Genomic DNA, 18,191 nt, shown 5'->3' with positions numbered 1-18,191 from the left:
CTAATGTTTCGCTGGGAGGCGAAACATGTCACGATGGCTGGTCGATGCCGACCTACTGGCGCGCAGCCGGTTCGCCGTCTCACCGCTGCTGGAGACGGTCGCCGGGCTGTTGATCCTGGTCGGCGCGCGGTGTGAGCCATGGCAGCTCGAGTGGCGTCGGCGGCACCGGCCCGCACTACGGGCGCAGCTGGCCGATCATCCGGTGCAGGCAGACATCTCCCGGCTCGCGGCGGGCCCCGGGTGGGTGGCCGACTGCCTGACCGTCGCGCCGCCCGCCACGGCTGACGGGTTCGCCGCCGAGCTGCGTTGCGTCAGCGAACGACCCGACCGCATGATTCGCACCGAACTCGGCATGATCGGCGAACTCACGCCCCGGTTGCGCCGGCGGCGAGGGCTGGGGCGAGACGTGGCCGCACTCCTGGAGTGGGTCTGGGAGACCGGCATCGCGCCGGACTGGTCGCGTCGGGAGAGGATTCTTCGCGCCGACGTGCTGCTCAGATCCGCCGTGCTCGGCGCGCGGGGCTGGTCGGCGGTGCTACCCGAGCTGCATCCGCGAATGGCCTGGTTGGCCGACGGTTCGCTCCGGATCAGCAACAACGACCTGCCGGACAAGGACCTGACCAGCGCAGACGAACTGGTCTGGTATCCGGCGGACTCGCCGCGGGCCTTTGTGGTCTGGGATCCGCCACGCCGATTCGGCGCGGCGTACCCCGTTGCCGGGGTCCATGCCGACCCGGCACCGGCCGCCGGTGGGCTCGTTCGGCTGCTCGGCGCCAATCGGGCCGAGGTCCTGCAGCGGCTCGCCGCGCCGCTCAGCACGACGCAACTCGTTCAGTTGACCGGGCTGGGTCTGGGCACGGTGGGTGATCATCTCGCGGTGCTGCGCGGGGCCGGGCTCGTCCAGCGCCGGCGGAGCGGCCGCGAGGTGATCTACCGACGCACCAATCTGGGCGATCGGCTGGTTGCCGAGCAGTGGGCAAACGGGCGGTAGGCGGTCGACGCACTCAATGGCGCCGACGGATCAGCAATCCGATTCCCGTCGCCCCACCCAGCAGGCCCACGAGCAGGCCCGGTCCGGGCCCGCCGGTGTCGGCCAGCGGTGGGCGCGCCGTGGTGCCCGCGCCGTCGGCAGGTTTGTTCGGTTCGCCGCTCGCGCCGGTCGGGGACGACGTGCCGAGGGGCGGCTGGCTGGCGCTCGTCGGTCCCGGGTGGTCGGGGCCCGTCGGGCTTGGCGTGGGCGTCGCCGACGGCGCGAGGATGCGCTCGGTGTAGAACGCGTGCAGGGCATCGGCGTATGCGTCGAAGCCGATCTGCTTGGGGTGGTACGCCTCGGGGCCGTAGGGGTCGCGGATGCCGATCAGCCAGGCGTCCTCGGGCCGCGCGGGATTGTGGGTCTGGTACTTGCCCCGGTTCTGGTCGATGGAGTGGCCGTCGAAGACCTCGGGGATCGTGTCGACCACGTAGACCTGGGCCCCGGGCGTCGCATTCGCCCGGTTCGCGACGCGGCGCTGCAGCGCGATGAAGTCGTCGGTCGCCTGCAGCAGGTCGGGTGCGTAGTCGTAGCGTTCGTCACCGGTGCCGATGGTGACGGAGTCGGCCTCGGTCAGGTCGGGATAGGAGAGCCAGATCAGCTTGGCGTCGGGCCGCAGCTTCTCGCGGATACGCGCGATGCCCTCGTCGGCGCGTCGCTCGACCAGGCCGTCGGGGCGTACCGAGTCGAGGGTCTGGGCCAGGTTCTGGCGGCAGGCGACCGCATCCTCCTGGTCGACGCACACGCCGAGGCCGCCGAAGCCGAAGTCGTTGCCGCCCATCGTCATCAACACGATGTCGGTGTCGGTTGTCACCGCGTCGACCTGCGGCGCCACCGGCCCGCCGGAGTCCTGCTGGCCCGTCAGGTCGGGGAACTGCGCGCCGCCGCATGCGGCGTTGACGTAGCTGCCACCGATCCGTTCGGCGAACAGTTGACCGTACGTGGTCTCGGAGCGGCCGCACCGCAGGTTCTGTACGTAGGTCAACCGGCCGAACGGGTGGGCGCCGACGCCGGAGGAGTAGGAATCGCCGAGCTGGACCACGGCAGGCTTGCTCGCCTGCGCCGGGATGGCCACGTACGGGGGGAGTACGCCCGCCGTCGGCGGTGCCGAGGCGGGGGCGGTCGTCGGCGGGGGCGTCGTCGGCGGGGGTGTGGTTGGGCCAGGAGTAGGAGTAGGAGTGGGGGCGATGTTCGCGACGTAGTAGTCGTGGAGCGCGTCGGCGTACGCGTCGTAGCCGCGCTGCTTGGGGTGGTAGCTCTCGAAGCCGTACGGGTCGTCGAGGCCGATCAGCCACGAGTCGTCGGACTCGGCCGGCAGGTTTGTCTGGTACCGGCCCTGGCTCTGGTCGAGCGAGTTCCCCTCGAACGCGTCGGGGATGGTGTCGACGACGTGCACCTCGGCGCCCGCTTCCGCGTTGGCCCGGTCGGCGACGCGGTGCTGCAGGTCGATGAAGTCGTCGATCAGCCGGCGCAGGTCGGGGACATAGTCGTAGGTGTCGTCGCCGGTGCCCAGCGGCACGGAGTCCGCGCTCGTCAGGTCGGGATAGGACAGCCAGATCAGCTTGGCATCGGGACGCAGCTTCCCGCGGATCAGCCCGATCCCCTCGTCGGCGGTCCTCTCGACCTTGCCGCCCGGCCGCACCGAGTCGAGCGAGGACGCGAGGGCCTCGCGGCACTTCGCCGCGTCCTTGTCGTCGAAGCAGGGGCCGATGAGCGCGGGGAAGCCGAAGTCGTTACCGCCCATCGTCATCAGCACGAGGTCGGCGTCGGTGCTGACGGCGTCGAGCTGTGGCGCCACCGGACCCCAGAAGTCCTGCTCGCCCGTCAGGTCGGCGAAGGTCGCGCCGCCGCACGCCGCATTCACGTAGCTGCCGCCGATCCGCTCGGCGAACTGCTGACCCCAGTTGGTCGCGGAGCGGCCGCACCGAAGCTGCGCGTAGTTCAGTACCTGCCCGAACTCGTGCGCGCCGACGCCGGAGGAGTAGGAGTCGCCGAGTTGCAACACGTTCGGCTTGCCTGCCGCGGGGGCGATCGCCACGTACGGTTCGAACCCGTCGGCCGCGTGGGCCGTGGCCGGGGCCGTCAGACCCAGCAGCGCGGTCGCGGCCAGGACGGCGGGGATCCGGCGGCGCATCGGTTGTCTCATGTGGCGGCTCCGTCGTCGCACAGCGTCTCCTTCGACTCCCCGAGAGGGGTATCGAAGTACTTTAATCAGCTGTCGCCGCGATGCGCCAGAGTTTCGCGGGAACGATTTCGGTGCCGGTCAGTCGGCGGCGTCGAGTTCGGCGCGCAGGCGACGGACCTCGCGGCCGCGGCTGCGGCGGATGTAGCCGAGGATCCACAACACGATCGCGACCGCACCGGCGATCGCGGCGCCGATACCGGTCGCTCCGCGGAACCAGGGCGCGTTCACGTCCATCGTGGTACGCGCGATCTCGTTCGCCCGCCCCGGTGCCACCGAGACGCTCAGGGTGATCAGGTTGGGCACGGCGAGCAGGATCGCGAGCACCGCCAGGGCGATGCGCACGCCGAGGTACTTCCAGTTCCGGAACAGCGCGACGCCCATGATCAACAGCGGCACCAGGGTGAACAGGAAGCCGAGGATCAGGCCCCAGCCGACCCCACCGGAGAAGGTGCCTCCCGTCTGCCGACTGATCGTCTGCGCCCACCAACGGGGCAGGAACGAGGTCCAGACGAAGAACAGCAGCAATCCGGCAGCGACCAGCAGGGCGCCGACGACCAACCAACGACGCCAGTGCCGGAAGTGCCCCGGATCGGGCGACGGCTCCGCGGCGGGGCCCTCGACCGCGTCCTCCGTCGGCCGTGCTGCCGATGACTCGCGATGGGGTTCGGTCATGCCGACAGTCTGGCACGAGCGGCGATTCACCCCGGCGGGTCGCCATCCTCCAGGTAGTGCGTCGCGCCGGGCCGCTCCGTGATCAACTTCAGGCGCCGGGCCGCGCCGGCCCGGAGCATCGGGTAGGCCTGCTCGGCGCTGGTCCAGTGCACCGCCGCGATCTCGCTCGGCTGCAGCACCATCGCCGCACACTGCTCGGCGCTCAGCTCGCCGCCGTCGAAGATCAACTCCAGGGCATCGTCCCAGCCGAGATAGGGCGGCAGCCAGTCGACGGCCAGCACCTCGCCCACCTCGACCGCCAGCCCGAGCTCCTCGGCAACCTCGCGAACGGCGCCGGTGCGCGGGGACTCGCCGGGCTCGACCACCCCGCCCGGCAACTCCCAGTCGGTCTTGAACACGGTCTGGCAGAACAGATACTGCATCGGCCCGCCGGCGGGATCGGTACGCCGGAACAGCACATGCGCGATCAGCCGGGTGCGGGGCAGGACGGTGTTCATCACCTGGGAGAAGGCGAGCGGGCCCGCCACCTCGTCGTCGGCGAGCCGCGCATAGATCCGGGCATCGAGCATCGCGCCGCCCGGACCGGGCAGGGCGCGGCGGCGTACCCCCTCGGAGCGGAAGCCGGCCTGGTGCAGTGCCCGTCGCGCGGGCACGTCGGTGTCTGCGACCTCGGCCTCCACCCGGTCGGCCTGGTCCAGCGCCTGCGCGGCGGCGGTCGCGATCATCGCGCGGTCGGGAGCGCCGTCCCAGCGCAGCCGGGCCGTCCGGTCGGGACCGATGGTGATGTCAACCGAGGTCATCGACCGGGCCGTGCGGATCGTGAACGAACCAGAGCGCGGCCAGCGGCGGCAGCACGATCGATGCGCTCGCCGGGAAGTTCCCGTGCGGGACGGGCCGGGCGATCACCTGCCCCGAGTTGCCGAAGCGCCCCGTCCCGTCGTAGAACTCCGCATCGGTGTTCAGCACCTCGCGCCAGGTGCCCTCGGCGGGCAGTCCGATCCGCAGGTCCTCCCGCGGCTCGGGCGAGAAGTTGATCACCGCGGCCAACTGCTCGCCGTTCGCGCCGAACCGCAGGAAGGAGAAGGCATTGCCACCGGAGTCATCGGCGTCGATCCAGGCGAAGCCGCTCGGTGCGTTGTCGATGCTCCACAGTGCGGGGTTGTCGCGGTAGGTCCGGTTCAGGTCGCGGACGAGCTGTTGCAGACCGTTGTGCCCCCACAGGTCGCTGACCCACCATTCGGGGGGCACCGACTCGTCGAACTCCGGCCGCTGCCCGAACTCCTGGCCCATGAACAACAACTGCTTGCCGGGATGGCTCCACATGAACGCGTAGTACGCCCGGAGCGTGGCGAACTTCTGCCAGTCGTCGCCCGGGACCTTGTTGATCATGGAGCCCTTGCCGTGCACCACCTCGTCGTGGCTGATCGGCAGGATGAAGTTCTCGCTCCAGGCGTAGACCATCGAGAAGGTCATGTCGTGATGGTGGTACTGCCGGTGGATCGGCTCGCGCCCGAGATAGGACAGCGTGTCGTTCATCCAGCCCATGTTCCACTTGAAGGTGAAGCCCAGGCCCCCCTCGGCGGCCGGCCTGGTCACCCCCGGGAACGAGGTCGACTCCTCGGCGATCGTCATGATCCCCGGCACCCGGTCGTGCAGGTGGGTGTTCACATAGCGCAGGAAGTCGATCGCCTCGAGGTTCTCCCGGCCGCCGTACTGATTCGGCACCCACTCGCCCTCGTTGCGGGAGTAGTCGAGATAGAGCATCGAGGCGACGGCGTCGACCCGCAGCCCGTCGATGTGGAACTCCTCGATCCAGTACAGGGCATTGGAGACCAGGAAGCTCTTCACCTCGTTGCGACCGAAGTTGAAGATGTAGGTGCCCCAGTCGGTGTGCTCGCCCTGTCGGGGGTCGGCGTGCTCGTACAGCGCCGAGCCGTCGAAGCGGCCGAGCGCCCAGGCATCCTTCGGGAAGTGCCCGGGCACCCAGTCCAGCAGTACGCCGATGCCCGCGGCGTGCAGCCGGTCGATCAGGTAGCGAAGATCATCCGGGTCGCCCATCGTCGACTGCGGCGCGAAATAGCCGGTCACCTGGTAGCCCCAGGACGGGGCGAACGGGTGTTGGGCGAGCGGCAGGAACTCCACATGCGTGTAGCCCTGCCAGGTCACGTACTCGATCAGCTCGTCGGCCAGCTCCCGATAGCCCTTGGCGCCACGCCACGAGCCGAGGTGAACCTCGTAGATGCTGATCGGCTCGACCCTGGGCTCGCTCCGGGCGCGCCGGGCGAGCCACTCCTCGTCTCGCCACTCGTAGCCGGACTCCCAGACGATGGAGGCGGTGGCCGGCGGCTGCTCGGCGTAGCGCGCCATCGGGTCGGCCTTCTCCAGCCACTCGCCGTCCCGGGTCAGGATCTGGAACTTGTACAACGCACCCACGCCGACGCCCGGCACGAAGCCCGCCCACACCCCGGTCCCGGGCATCAGCTCCAGCGGCGTGCCCGCCCAGCCGTTGAAATCGCCCGCGACCGAGACCGCGCGGGCCTGCGGCGCCCAGACCGCGAACCGGGTACCGCTGACCGGACCGTCCGGGCCCGGCACGGTCAGCACGTGCGAGCCGAGGCGCTTCCACGCCTCCGTGTCGCCACCGCTGTGGAAGCCCTCCAGGTCCCAGCCGGCCAGGCCGCCGAAGCGGGTCTGGTCGACCGGCCGTTCCGCGGCCGACGGGTCGGAGTCCGGTGCGGGTGCATCGGGTGCGGGTGCATCGGGTGCGGGTGCATCGGATGGGGGTGCATCGGGTGGAGGCGCATCGGGCGCGGGCGGATCGGGTGTCGTGCCGGTCCCGGCCAGCGCGGCCAGCGCCGCGAGCGGGATCGGCAGCCAGTCCGGGCGGTGCCGCGTCTCGTACGCGGCCTCGTAGGCGGCCTTCGTCGCCGCGCCGGCGGCCAGCAACTGCTCGCCCGCTTCGTCGCGTTCGGGTGCGTAGGCGTCGATGAAGGCTCGCTGCGCCTCGCGTACCCACGCGGTCGTGGCCGCCTCGTCGGCACCCGCGCGACGGGCGGTCGCGCCGGCGTAGTCCAGCGAGCGCAGCACCCCGGCGGCGTCGCGCCAGACACTGTCCGGCGCCCGCCGCTCGTCGATCGCGCGCAGCGGCTCGCCCTCGAAGTCGATGATCTTCCAGCCGTCGGCCGTGCGCAGGGCCTGGCCGAGATGGAAGTCGCCGTGGATCCGCTGGGTGGGCACCCGGTCCTGGGCGGCGACGGGCTCCAGCAGCCGCTCCGCGTGCGGGAGGTACGCCTCGAGCTGCGCGACCTCACGCGATGCGCGGGTGAACTCGTGCCGCAGCCGCCCGGCGAACACGTCGCCGGCGACCTCGGAGGTCCCGAACGCCTCGGCGAGCGCGGCGTGCAGCCGGCGCAGCGTCGTGCCCAGCTCGGCGGCCGGCCCGGTGAAGTCCGCACCCTCGCGCGCCGCCGCGACCGCCAGCTCCCAGCCGTCGTGGGTGGCACCGTCCGTCGCCGCCGGCACCTGGTCGGTGATCATCGCCAGGTCGGCCCGACCCGGCTGGTCGTCGGCGTCCTCGCCGGGCCACTCGGCCTCGACGACCCCGCGAAGATCGACCGTCGGGCTGCCGGGGCCGGCGGGCAGGGCGCGAAGCACCTCGATGTCCACGCTCGGTCCCGGCTGCAGTCGCCGGAAGATCTTCAGCAGATAGTCCCCGCCGACCAGCAGCGAGGTGTTGGACTGCTCGCCGGCGACCGGGCGTACCGCCAGCCCCGGCCGCAGCGCCCCGAAGGTGCGGAACCGCAGCAGGTGCCCGCCGTCGCGAACCTCGCCACCGGAGATCAACCGGTCCAACAGCACGCCGAGCGCCTCGCGGTCGGCGGTCGCGTCGAAGACCGCCACCCGGCCCAGCTCCGGGTGTTCGATCACCCCGAGGGCGCCCTCCGGCGCGCCCCAGGCCGGCCGATAGGCGAGCACCACCTGGTACTGGTGCACCGAGCCGTCGTCCAGCTCGACCTCGGCGAGCTCGGTGCGCACCCACAGCGGCCGCCCCGACAGCCAGGGCAGCGCGACGATGTTGACCAACCGGCCGGAGCGGCCGGAGAACCAGCGGCTCGACCGGATGTGTCGCCACACCAGTTCCGTCGCCACGAGCGTCGGGCTCATCGCACACCCCTTCCCGCGCCCCGTCGGACGCTGAACACGTGCGCCGGGTGCTCCGGCGTCAGGCGGACGAAATTGCGCGCGCCCCACTCGAAGGTCTCACCGGTCAGCTCGTCGCGGACGGTGATCAACTCGTCCGGTTCGAGGCCGAGCGCCTCGGAGTCGAGGAAGACCTCCGACTCGACCGTCGCCTTCGGCTCCAGGCTGACCGCGACGATGACCTCGTCGAAGTCGCCCGCGGCCGGTGCGCCGTCGGCGTCCACGTGCGCCGGGTCGCGCTTGGAGTAACACATCACCTGCGCATTCGGCGCGTGGTGGAAGGTCAGGTTGCGCAACTGCTGCAGCGCGGGGTGCGCGCGGCGGATCTCGTTCAGCCGGGTCAACAAGATGCCCAGATTCGGCTCGGCGGCGTAGTCCCGCGGCCGGTATTCGTACTTCTCGGAGTTGAGGTACTCCTCGCTGCCGGGCCGCAGGTTGACGTTCTCGAACAGCTCGAAGCCCGAGTAGACCCCCCAGGTCGGCGACAGTGTCGCCGCCAGCACCGCGCGGACGGTGAACGCGGGCGGGCCGCCGTGGACGAGATATCCGGGCAGGATGTCGGGCGTGTTGACGAAGAAGTTCGGCCGGAAGAACGCGTCGGTCTCGGTGCTCAGCTCGGTGAGGTACTCCTCGAGCTCCCACTTCTCGTTGCGCCAGGTGAAGTAGGTGTAGGACTGGTGGAAGCCGATCTTGCCGAGGGTGTGCATCATCTCGGGCTTGGTGAAGGCCTCGGCGAGGAAGATCACCTCCGGATGATCACGGCGTACCTCGGCCAGCAGCCAGGCCCAGAACTCCACCGGCTTGGTGTGCGGATTGTCCACCCGGAAGATCGTCACCCCGTGATCGATCCACAGGTTCACGATCCGCAGGCATTCGCTGTAGATCCCCTCGGGATCGTTGTCGAAGTTGATCGGGTAGATGTCCTGGTACTTCTTCGGCGGGTTCTCCGCATACGCGATCGTGCCGTCGGCGCGGGTGGTGAACCACTCCGGATGATCATGCACCCACGGATGGTCGGGCGAGGCCTGCAGCGCGAGGTCGAGGGCGACCTCCAGGCCGAGTTCGCGGGCGCGCGCCACGAATCGGTCGAAGGAGTCGAAATCGCCGAGATCGGGGTGGATCGCGTCGTGGCCGCCCTCGGCGGCGCCGATCGCCCACGGCGAGCCGGGGTCGTGCGGGCCCGGGGTGAGGGTGTTGTTGCGTCCCTTGCGGTACGCCCGGCCGATCGGGTGGATCGGCGGCAGGTAGACCACGTCGAAGCCCATCGCCGCGGCGGCCTCCAGGCGCTCGTGGGAGGAGTCGAAGGTGCCCGAGGTCCAACTGCCGTCCTCGTGGTGCACCGCACCCGCCGAGCGGGGGAAGAACTCATACCAGGAGCCGAACAGCGCCCGCCGGCGCTCGCACCACAACGGATAGTCCGGCGTCGGGGAGACCAACCGGCGCGGGCCGTGGGCGCGCATCGCGGCGGCCAGGGCGGGGGAGTCGGCGCTCTGCCACAGGTCGGGTCCGGGCCGGCCCGGGTCCAGTGCGCGCGCGGCGTCGCCGAGCGCGGTGACCGCGGCCCGGTCGCCTGCCGTGCGGGCGGTCTCGGCGGTCTCCTCGATCAGGGCCCGGCCCTCGGCACAGACCAGTTCGACGTCGATGCCGGCGGGGAGCTTCACCTCGGCGACGTGGTGCCACGTGCCCCAGGGGTCGTCCCAGCCCTCGACCCGGAACGTCCACGGGCCTTCGGCGTCCAGGCGTACCCATGCCTCCCAGCCGTCCAGCCCGAGCGGCCCGAACCGCGCCATGTCGACGCGGCGCTCGGCGCCGTTCGGATCGGTCAGCACCACCGAGGCGTTGACCGCGTCGTGCCCCTCCCGGAAGACCTTGGCCCGGATCGGCAGCTCCTCGCCGACGACGGCATTGGCCGGATAGGCGCCGCCCTCCACGACGGGGGAGACCTTGGTGACCGGAATCCGGCCGATGCCGGTGGGGCGCGGCGGCTTGCGCCGGCCACCCTTGTGTCCCGCCGGGCCGGTGCTGGCCGTCGACCCGCCCGCCGGATCCTTGCGCTTCTTGCCCTTCGCCGCTGTTGCCGGAGTCACGCTCCCACGCTATCGGGCGCGGTGCTGGATGGGCAGCGGCGGTGGGCACCCAATCGGGGCGCAGAGCGGGGAATGTTCACCACAGCCCCCACGCGGCCTCGGCGGCCAGCTCGGGCCGGCCGCTGCGCACGGCGGCCGCCAGCCGGGTCAGGGCGTCCGTGTCCGGGTCCGCGCCGCCCGCCGCGGAGACGACCTCCTGCACCGCCGTGGCCAGCGCCTCGTCGTCGGCCAGCCGGCGCAACGCGCGCCACAGGTCGGGCCAGGTGGGCGGTGTACCGTCCGGCGCGAGCATCGCCTCGCGCGCGGTTGCCCCGGCTCGTTCGGCGGCGAGCCGCGCCAGACCGGAGACCAGGCTGGCGCGCAGGCCCGCGAGCTGGGGCGGCGCGAGTCGGCCGGTTGCCCAAGGGTGGTCCGGGTCGACGCGCCCCAACACCACCGCGCCGTTGCCGTGCTGCACCGAGACCAGCCCCCGGACCTCGAGTGCGACCAGGGCGCGGCTCAGTGTCGCCCGGCTGACGCCCAGCTCCGAGGCCAGTGCGCGCTCGGGCGGCAGCCGATCGCCCGGGCCGAGGCCCTGGGCGTCGATGAACGCGGAGATGTGCTCGGCGAGCTGCTCGTACAGCGGGGGACGGGCCAGCGGCCCGGGGCCCGAGGTGGCCATCGGATCTCCCGTCGGTCGACTTCGACGTGCTTGACAATCATGGCACCGGCCTAGAGGCTAGGCCAATATTCCGCTGGGCCCGCCGACAGGGAGGTCGCGCACCAATGAGCGTCCAGATCATCTCACTCCTCGTACTCGCAGCCGTCTTCCTGATCGCGACCGTGCGTCCGGTGAACATGGGCGCCCTCGCCCTGGTCGCCGCCGCGGTGGTCGGGATCGTCGTCTTCGGCGGCGATGTCGACGATGTGCTGGCGGGTTTTCCGGCCAGCCTGTTCGTCATCCTCGTCGGCGTCACGTACCTGTTCGCGCTGGCCAAGAACAACGGCACCGTCGACTGGATCGTGCATGCCGTGGTGCGCGCGGTGCGCGGCCGCGTCGCGCTGATTCCGTGGGCGATGTTCGCCGTCTGCGCGGCGATCACGGCGGTCGGTGCCGTGTCCCCGGCCGCGGTGGCCATCGTCGCGCCAATCGCACTCGGCTTCGCCAGCCGCTACCGGATCCACCCGGTGATGATGGGCATGATGGTGGTGCAGGGCGCGACCGCCGGCAGCTTCTCACCGATCGGCATCTTCGGCTCGATCACCAACGGTGTCGTCGAGCGCAGCCAGTTGCCCAGCAATCCGCTGGTGCTGTTCCTGACCACGTTCGGCGCCTCGCTGCTCATCGCCGGACTCGCCTTCGTGGTCTTCGGTGGCCCGCGCCTCGTCGGCCGCGGCGCCGGCGCCGATCTCGATGCCGCGGCCGAGCAGGCCGAACGAGTCGCCCACGCCGAGGTCACCGGGACCCCCGAGGCGGCCGTCCGCCGCGGCCAGGCCGGCTCGGCGGGCAGCGCCGCGGCAGAGCCGCCCGATGAGGGGCACCGGCTGAATGCCCCGCGCGCGCTGACCCTGCTGGGCCTGGCCGCGCTCGCCGTCGGCGCATTGATCTTCAAGCTCGACGTCGGCTTCACCGCGCTCGCCATCGCCGTCGTGCTCACGCTGATCTTCCCCGGCAGTGCCAAGGGCGCGGTGGACAAGATCGCCTGGGGAACCGTCTTGCTGATCGGCGGCATCGTCACCTACGTCGGTCTGCTCGAGGAGCAGGGTGTCGTCGCCTGGCTCGGCGAGTCCGTCGCCGGTATCGGTACGCCGCTCCTGGTGGCCCTGCTGATCTGTGTGATCGGCGCGGTGGTCTCGGCCTTCGCCTCCACCACGGGCATCCTGGGCGCCCTGATCCCGCTCGCCGTGCCCTTCCTGGTCACGGGGCAGGTCGGCGCGGTCGGCATGATCTGCGCGCTCGCCATCGCCTCGTCGGTCGTCGACTGCAGCCCGTTCTCGACCAACGGCGCGCTCGTGGTGGCCAACTCCGAGACCGAGGATCGTGACCGGGTGTTCCGTACGCTGTTGATCTGGGGGATGTCGATCATGGTCATCGCGCCCGTCGTGGCCTGGCTCGCGCTGGTGGTGCCAGGATGGCTGTGATGCACAACGATTCGAATCCCTCGCACCCCGGCCCACTGTCCGACCTCGTCGTCATCGACCTCACCCGCGCGCTGGCCGGGCCGCATGCGGCAATGATGCTCGGCGACCTCGGTGCCCGCGTGATCAAGGTCGAGGCGCCGGGTTCGGGCGATGAGACCCGAGGGTGGGGCCCGCCGTTCGTCGACGGGGTGTCCACCTACTTCCTGTCCTGCAATCGCAACAAGGAGTCCGTCGCGCTCGACCTCAAGTCCGACGACGGGCGCCAGGTGCTGCGCGAGCTGATCGCCCGCGCGGACGTGGTCTGCGAGAACTTCCGGACCGGGGTGATGGATCGTCTCGGTCTCGGCACCACCGAGCTGTTGGAACTGAACCCGCGCCTGGTGATCTTGTCCATCACCGGCTTCGGGCACGATGGGCCGGAGGGCGGCCGCGCGGGCTACGACCAGATCCTGCAGGGCGAGGCGGGGCTGATGTCGCTGACCGGCCCGGGTCCGGAGGAGCCGACCCGCGTGGGCGTACCGATCGCCGACCTGCTGGCCGGCATGTACGGCGCCTTCGGCGTACTGGCCGCGCTGCACGAGCGCGAGCGCACCGGTCACGGCCAGGTCGTGCGGACATCGCTGCTCGCCTCGGTGGTCGGGGTGCACGCCTTCCAGGGCACCCGCCAGACCGTCGCCGGTCAGACCGGACGCGCCCAGGGCAACAGTCACCCGTCGATCACGCCCTACGGACTGTTCCACTGCCGTGGCGGGTCGGTGCAGATCGCCGCCGCCAATGATTCGCTGTGGCGCAAGCTGTGTGCGGCCTTCGGGCTCGATCCGCAGACTCCGGGGATGGTGACCAATGCCGAGCGGGTCGGCAATCGGCAGCAGGTGACCGCGCTGCTCGAACAGACCTTCGCCGACCTGTCGCCGGACGAGGTGTTGGACCAACTGGCGACGGCCGGGGTGCCGGCCGGTCGGGTACGCGATCTCGCCGAGGTCTACAACTGGGAACAGACCGCCTCCCAGGGGCTGCTGATCGATGTCGACCATGATCAGCTCGGCGGAATCCGGCTGCCCGGCCCTCCGCTGCGGTTCTTCTCGGTCGATTCCTCCGGTGCGGAGCGCGAGGTCACCCGCACGCGGCACGCCGCGCCTCCGGTGCTCGATGCCGACGCCGACGCGCTGCGGCGGTGGGTGGCCGGTGAGTCCGTTGCCGGCGATGACTGAGGCCCCGCGGCTCAGCGGTCCACAACTGCTGGCCGCGACGCTGGACGCGGATTCCTTCGTCAGTTGGGATTCCCCGGTCCCCGAGCCGGCCGACCCGGACTATGCCGCCTCACTCGCGGCGGCCCGGGACCGGACTGGGCTCGACGAGTCGGTGATCACCGGTTGCGGCACCCTGGACGGGCGCCGGGTCGCGGTGATGGTCTGCGAGTTCGGTTTCCTTGGCGGATCCATCGGGCGCGCCGCGACCCGACGGCTGATCGACGCCGTGCACCGGGCCACCGCCGAGCGGTTGCCGCTGCTCGCGGCCACGGCCTCCGGCGGGACCCGGATGCAGGAGGGTACGCCGGCCTTCGTCGGCATGATCGGGATCGGCGCGGCGCTCGCCGCACACAAGCGGGCCGGGCTGCCCTATCTGGTCTATCTGCGCCATCCGACCACCGGCGGTGTGCTGGCCTCCTGGGGCGCGCTCGGGCATCTGACGGTGGCCGAACCCGGTGCGCTGATCGGCTTCCTCGGGCCGCGGGTCTACGAGGCGCTCTACGGCGCGAGTTTCCCCGAGGGCATCCAGGTCGCGGAGAACCTCTACGCCCACGGGCTGATCGACGCGGTCGTCCCACCCGATCAGCTCGCCGAGATCGCCGCGCGGGCGTTGCGGGTGCTCGTCGGTGACCGGATGGCGGCACCGGCCGAACCGCCCGCCGAACCGATCGAGCCGGTGCCGGCCTGGGAGTCGATCACCCGTTCGCGGCGCCGCGACCGGCCGGGGGTACGCCGGCTGCTGAAATATGCGGCCACCGATGTGTCGATGCTGAACGGCACCGGCCAGGGGGAGCGTGATCCCGGACTGATGCTGGCGCTGGCCCGCTTCGGCGGGGTGCCCTGCGTGCTGCTCGGCCAGGATCGCCGCGGCCAGACCGCCGAGCAGCCGCTCGGGCCTGGCGCATTGCGCGAGGCTCGCCGCGGGATGCGACTGGCCACCGAGCTCGGGTTGCCGCTGCTGACCGTGATCGACACCCCGGGCGCCGCGCTCAGCGTGGCGGCCGAGGAGGGCGGGCTGGCCGGCGAGATCGCCCGCTGCCTGACCGACCTGGCCACGTTGCCGACGCCCACCGTGTCGGTGATCATCGGTCAGGGCACCGGCGGCGGCGCGCTCGCCCTGCTGCCGGCCGACCGGGTGATCTGCGCCCAGCACGGCTGGCTCTCACCGCTCCCGCCCGAGGGCGCGTCGGCGATCATCCACCGCGACACCGATCACGCGGCCGAGCTCGCGGAGGCCCAGGGCGTCAGTTCGGCCGAGCTGCTGGCGGCCGGCATCGTCGACAAGATCGTGCCCGAGCGGCCCGATGCGGCCGAGGAGCCGGCGGCGTTCTGCCGCCGGATGGGCCAGGTGCTCGCCCACGAGCTCGCCGAGCAGGCGAGCATCGATTCCCACGAGCGCCTGGCGCGCCGCGCGGCGCGCGCGAGGGGCTGATCGGCCCGAGTCGGACGGGCGCTCGGCTCAGCGCGGACCGGGGCGGCCCCGCTGGCTCGGGTCGCCCGCCTCACCGGCGGCCGGGCGTGCCTGCTCGCGCGCCCGGTTCGCCGCGGCCCAGACCGGCACGTCCGCGCGCAGCACCGCGACCGTGCGGCCCGGCAGCCGCAGCGTGGTGCCCGGCTCCAGCGGGTGTGCCGGCAGCTCGCCGGGCGGACCGGTCTCGATCTCCAGGTGCCACGAGGTCGCCCAGGGGGCGGCCGGCAGCACCACCTCGACCTCGTCGGGGCCACCGTTGAACCAGCTCAGGAACGCGGCGCGCCGATCCGAGACGTACCAGCCGAGCAGGCGCCGGGACCCGTCGGCCCACTGGTCGCCCGTCATCTCCGTACCGGACTCGGAGAACCAGGCGACGTCCTTGCGGCCGAGCGGCTTGCCCTGCAGATCGGACAGCTCGCGACCGTAGTGGAAGCGATTGCGGCGCAGCACCGGGTACTTCGCCCGCAGCGCCAGCGTCGCCCGGACCAGCCCGTGCAGCTCGCCGTGTCGGTCGAGCAGGTCCCAGTGCACCCACGAGATCGGCCCGTCCTGGCAGTAGGCGTTGTTGTTGCCGCCCTGCGTGCGGGCGAACTCGTCGCCGGCGGTGATCATCGGTACGCCGACGGCGAGCAGTTGCGTGATCATCAGATTCTTCATCTGGCGCGTCCGGAGCGCGTTGATCGCCGGGTCGTCGGTCTCGCCCTCGACGCCGCAGTTCCAGGAACGGTTGTCGTCGGTGCCGTCGCGATTGTCCTCGCCGTTGGCCTCGTTGTGCTTGCCGTCGTAGGTGACCAGATCGCGCAGGGTGAACCCGTCGTGCGCGGTGACGAAGTTGATCGAACTCGACGCGGGGCGGCCGTCGTGGTCGAAGATGTCGGCGGAGCCGGCGAGCCTGGTGGCGAGCTCGTCCACGCCGTCGGTGTGCCCGCGCCAGAAGTCCCGGGCGTACCCGCGGAAGCGGTCGTTCCATTCGCTCCAGCCCGGCCCCCAGTTGCCGACCTGGTAGCCGTAGGGTCCGAGGTCCCAGGGCTCGGCGATCATCTTGATCCCGTCGAAGGTGGGATCCGATTCGATCAACGCCTTGAACTCGTGCTCCTGGTCCACATGGTGTTGATCATCGCGAATCAGCTCGGTGGCCAGGTCGAAGCGGAAGCCGTCAACGCCCATCTCGGTCACCCAGTAGCGCATCGAGTCGATGATCATGGTGAGCACGCCGGGATGCGCGGTGTCCACGGAGTTGCCGCAACCGGTGACGTCGTAGTCGTTGCGCAGGTCCTCGGTCAGCCGGTAATAACCCGCGTGATCGATCCCCCGGAAGCTCAGCGTCGGGCCCTCATGGCCACCCTCACCGGTGTGGTTGTAGACGACGTCCAGGATCACCTCGATGCCGGCCTCGTGCAGCGCGCTGACCATGTCCTTGAACTCGCGCACCTGCTCCCCGGTCGTGCCGACCGAGCCGTACGCCGAGTGCGGGGCGAAGAAGCCGAGGGTGTTGTAACCCCAGTAGTTGGACAGCCCGCGGCCCACGATGAACGGCTCGGAGACGAAGTAGTGGCTGGGCAGCAGCTCGACCGCGGTCACCCCGAGCTCGGTCAGGTAGTCGATCATGGCCGGGTACGCGAGCCCGGCGAACGTGCCGCGCAGGTGCTCGGGCACGGCCGGGTGCAGCCGGGTCAGGCCCTTGACGTGCGCCTCGTAGATCACGCTCTCGGCCAGCGGCCGGCGCCGCGCGATCGGGGTGGGGGGCGGGGAGTCGGCGACGACGACGCTCAGCGGCACCGCCAGGTAGCTGTCGGTGGTGTCCACCTCGTAGTCGGACTCGGCGGTGTGATCGAGGATCGGCCCCGAGTAGTCCACCCCGGCGGTGATCGCCCGTGCGTACGGATCGAGCAGCAGCTTCGCCGGATTGAATCGGGCCCCGTCGTCGGGGTCCCACGGGCCGTGCACCCGAAAGCCATAGCGCTGCTCGGGACCGACGCCCGGCGCGAACACCGTCCACACGCCGTCGGCATCGGAGCGTTGCATGTCGAGATTGCGCTGCTTGCGCTGGGGATCGACCAACGCCAGCTCGACCCGGGTGGCGCGTGGCGCCCAGAGCCCGAAGCGCGTGCCCCCCTCGCAGAGCCGCGCGCCGAGGACGCGTGAGTCGATCACGGGGGGCGGTGGGGTCGACATGCTGTCCCTTCCGTCGGGGTTCGGCGCTTTCGCCGCATGGTCTCGCTCGACGATGAACGGGTCAGTTCTAGCGCATCACGGTCGGTGGGTCGGCACCGCCACGCAACGTTACCTGAGCGACCGCTAGGCTGGTCATGGTCGCGGAAGTTACCCGGGAGTAGCATTGGTACGCTCCATCCTCGACGGCGACCCCTACACGGTGAAGTGGAGAGAGATGAAGATCGTTGCACTGGTGAAGTACGTGCCCGATGCCACCGGCGACCGCGAGTTTGCCGATGACGGCACCGTCGACCGCGACGGCGCCGACGGCATCTTGTCCGAGCTTGACGAGTACGCCATCGAGCAGGCGCTCCAGGTGGCCGAGAACGGTGACGACGTCGAAGTGGTCGCGCTGACGCTGGGCCCGGACGACGCCGCGGACGCGATCAAGAAGGCGCTGCAGATGGGCGCCGATGCCGGTGTCCATGTCAGCGACGAGCAGGTGCACGGATCCGATGCGCTGGCCACCAGTGAGATCCTCGCCGCGGCGATCGGCAAGATCGGCCCCGACCTGGTGATCGCGGGCATGGCCTCCACCGACGGCACGATGGGCGTCGTGCCCGCGATGCTCGCCGAGCGGCTCGGCTGGCCGGGCGTCACGCTGGCCAGTGAGCTGTCGGTCGACGGCGACACGGTGAAGATCCGCCGCGACGGCGATTCCGCCAGCCAGCGGATCGAGGCCACCCTGCCGGCGGTGGTCAGCGTCACCGACCAGTCGGGCGAGGCCCGCTACCCCTCGATGAAGGGGATCATGGCCGCTAAGAAGAAGCCCGTCGACGAGTGGACGCTGGAGGACCTGGGCGTCGACGCCGGCGGGGTCGGCCTGGCCGCCGCCCGGACCAAGGTCACCGAGACCGCGCCGCGTCCGCCCAAGGAGGCCGGCAAGGTCGTGACCGACGAGGACGGGTCGGGCGCCACGGCGCTGACCGAGTTCCTGGTCGCCGGCAAGTACCTGTGATCC

12 protein-coding genes and 1 pseudogene are annotated in these 18,191 nt (G+C 71.1%); 5 read left to right on the top strand and 8 right to left on the bottom strand.

Annotation, left to right across the window (positions count from 1 at the left end; genetic code table 11):
- Positions 1 to 25 precede the first annotated feature (25 nt).
- Positions 26 to 991 carry an ArsR/SmtB family transcription factor gene (locus GGQ54_RS01165; RefSeq protein WP_179443720.1) on the top strand — a complete coding sequence of 322 codons (966 nt, stop codon included), beginning with the start codon at positions 26 to 28 and terminating at the stop codon, positions 989 to 991.
- 13 nt (positions 992 to 1,004) lie between these two features.
- Here the strand turns inward: GGQ54_RS01165 and GGQ54_RS01160 are convergent, their stop codons facing one another.
- The 7 genes and pseudogenes from GGQ54_RS01160 to GGQ54_RS01135 all read right to left on the bottom strand — a co-directional run bounded on the left by GGQ54_RS01160 (position 1,005) and on the right by GGQ54_RS01135 (position 10,835).
- On the bottom strand, positions 1,005 to 3,176 hold the full coding sequence (locus tag GGQ54_RS01160; protein WP_179443719.1) for an SGNH/GDSL hydrolase family protein: 2,172 nt from the start codon (positions 3,174 to 3,176) through the stop codon (positions 1,005 to 1,007).
- A 117-nt stretch (positions 3,177 to 3,293) separates the two neighbouring features.
- Positions 3,294 to 3,887: a hypothetical protein gene (locus GGQ54_RS01155; protein ID WP_179443718.1), complete on the bottom strand. Its 594-nt coding sequence runs from the start codon at positions 3,885 to 3,887 to the stop codon at positions 3,294 to 3,296.
- Between the two features lie 26 nt (positions 3,888 to 3,913).
- On the bottom strand, positions 3,914 to 4,687 hold the full coding sequence (locus tag GGQ54_RS01150) for an NUDIX hydrolase (RefSeq protein WP_179443717.1): 774 nt from the start codon (positions 4,685 to 4,687) through the stop codon (positions 3,914 to 3,916).
- A complete protein-coding gene (gene glgB, locus GGQ54_RS16805; RefSeq protein WP_246292765.1) occupies positions 4,674 to 6,563 on the bottom strand; it encodes a 1,4-alpha-glucan branching protein GlgB in 1,890 nt (629 codons plus the stop codon). Before glgB ends, GGQ54_RS01150 begins: the two co-directional genes overlap by 14 nt.
- A gap of 1,209 nt (positions 6,564 to 7,772) precedes the next feature.
- A pseudogene (locus GGQ54_RS16800) lies at positions 7,773 to 8,051 on the bottom strand (maltokinase N-terminal cap-like domain-containing protein); the annotation flags it as partial.
- A complete protein-coding gene (locus GGQ54_RS01140) occupies positions 8,048 to 10,054 on the bottom strand; it encodes an alpha-1,4-glucan--maltose-1-phosphate maltosyltransferase (RefSeq protein ID WP_343046007.1) in 2,007 nt (668 codons plus the stop codon). The pseudogene GGQ54_RS16800 and the gene GGQ54_RS01140, both read right to left, overlap by 4 nt.
- A 196-nt stretch (positions 10,055 to 10,250) precedes the next feature.
- On the bottom strand, positions 10,251 to 10,835 hold the full coding sequence (locus tag GGQ54_RS01135; RefSeq protein WP_179443714.1) for a FadR/GntR family transcriptional regulator: 585 nt from the start codon (positions 10,833 to 10,835) through the stop codon (positions 10,251 to 10,253).
- Between the two features lie 104 nt (positions 10,836 to 10,939).
- Here GGQ54_RS01135 and GGQ54_RS01130 point away from each other — a divergent pair, with 104 nt between their 5' ends.
- The 3 genes from GGQ54_RS01130 to GGQ54_RS01120 are packed head-to-tail and all read left to right on the top strand — an operon-like array spanning position 10,940 to position 14,977.
- The gene (locus GGQ54_RS01130) at positions 10,940 to 12,295 is read left to right on the top strand and encodes an SLC13 family permease (RefSeq protein WP_179443713.1); all 1,356 of its coding nucleotides are present in this window, start codon (positions 10,940 to 10,942) and stop codon (positions 12,293 to 12,295) included.
- Positions 12,295 to 13,506, top strand: a complete 1,212-nt coding sequence (locus GGQ54_RS01125) for a CaiB/BaiF CoA transferase family protein (protein ID WP_179443712.1) — start codon at positions 12,295 to 12,297, stop codon at positions 13,504 to 13,506. Before GGQ54_RS01130 ends, GGQ54_RS01125 begins: the two co-directional genes overlap by 1 nt.
- Complete coding sequence (locus GGQ54_RS01120) at positions 13,499 to 14,977, top strand: carboxyl transferase domain-containing protein (protein WP_179443711.1); 1,479 nt, start codon at positions 13,499 to 13,501, stop codon at positions 14,975 to 14,977. The genes GGQ54_RS01125 and GGQ54_RS01120 overlap by 8 nt, the downstream gene beginning before the upstream one ends.
- A 27-nt stretch (positions 14,978 to 15,004) precedes the next feature.
- On the opposite strand, the gene glgX is transcribed toward GGQ54_RS01120, so the two are convergent.
- Entirely contained in the window at positions 15,005 to 17,191 is a 2,187-nt protein-coding gene (glgX, locus tag GGQ54_RS01115) for a glycogen debranching protein GlgX (RefSeq protein ID WP_179443710.1), read from the bottom strand.
- A gap of 214 nt (positions 17,192 to 17,405) precedes the next feature.
- Here glgX and GGQ54_RS01110 point away from each other — a divergent pair, with 214 nt between their 5' ends.
- Positions 17,406 to 18,188 (top strand): electron transfer flavoprotein subunit beta/FixA family protein, encoded by a 783-nt coding sequence (locus GGQ54_RS01110; protein ID WP_179443709.1) that lies wholly within the window; start codon positions 17,406 to 17,408, stop codon positions 18,186 to 18,188.
- Positions 18,189 to 18,191: the final 3 nt, after the last annotated feature.

Source organism: Naumannella cuiyingiana (assembly GCF_013408305.1).
In the GTDB taxonomy this organism is placed as follows: domain Bacteria; phylum Actinomycetota; class Actinomycetes; order Propionibacteriales; family Propionibacteriaceae; genus Naumannella; species Naumannella cuiyingiana.
Note: the sequence above shows the minus strand (reverse complement) of the source record. Positions and strands in the feature narration are given on the sequence as shown.